Genomic DNA, 230 nt, shown 5'->3' on the forward strand with positions numbered 1-230 from the left:
CGATCAGCCGGACGACATCGGAGCTAGGGCGCCACTTGCCGCGGTCATAGCTGCCGCGGACGCTTGCGCACCAGCGGATATGGGCGCGATCCGTTGCGTACTCCTTGTGGTCCGCGTCACGGGTCGGTGTCCACTGAAAGCAGAACTCGATCCCGTCCACCGTTGCGCGCAGGTTGCCCCAATCCTGATCGTCGAGGAAGGTCGCTGACCGCGTCGGCTTGGTCCAGTCG

General features: G+C 65.2%; 1 protein-coding gene. It reads right to left on the reverse strand.

The features are described 5' to 3' along the window. The coding region (locus tag FQ664_RS27675; protein ID WP_218570460.1) for a hypothetical protein at nucleotides 1-230 on the reverse strand (230 nt) is incomplete at both ends.

Source organism: Pseudomonas persica (assembly GCF_900291015.1).
Taxonomy (GTDB): domain Bacteria; phylum Pseudomonadota; class Gammaproteobacteria; order Pseudomonadales; family Pseudomonadaceae; genus Aquipseudomonas.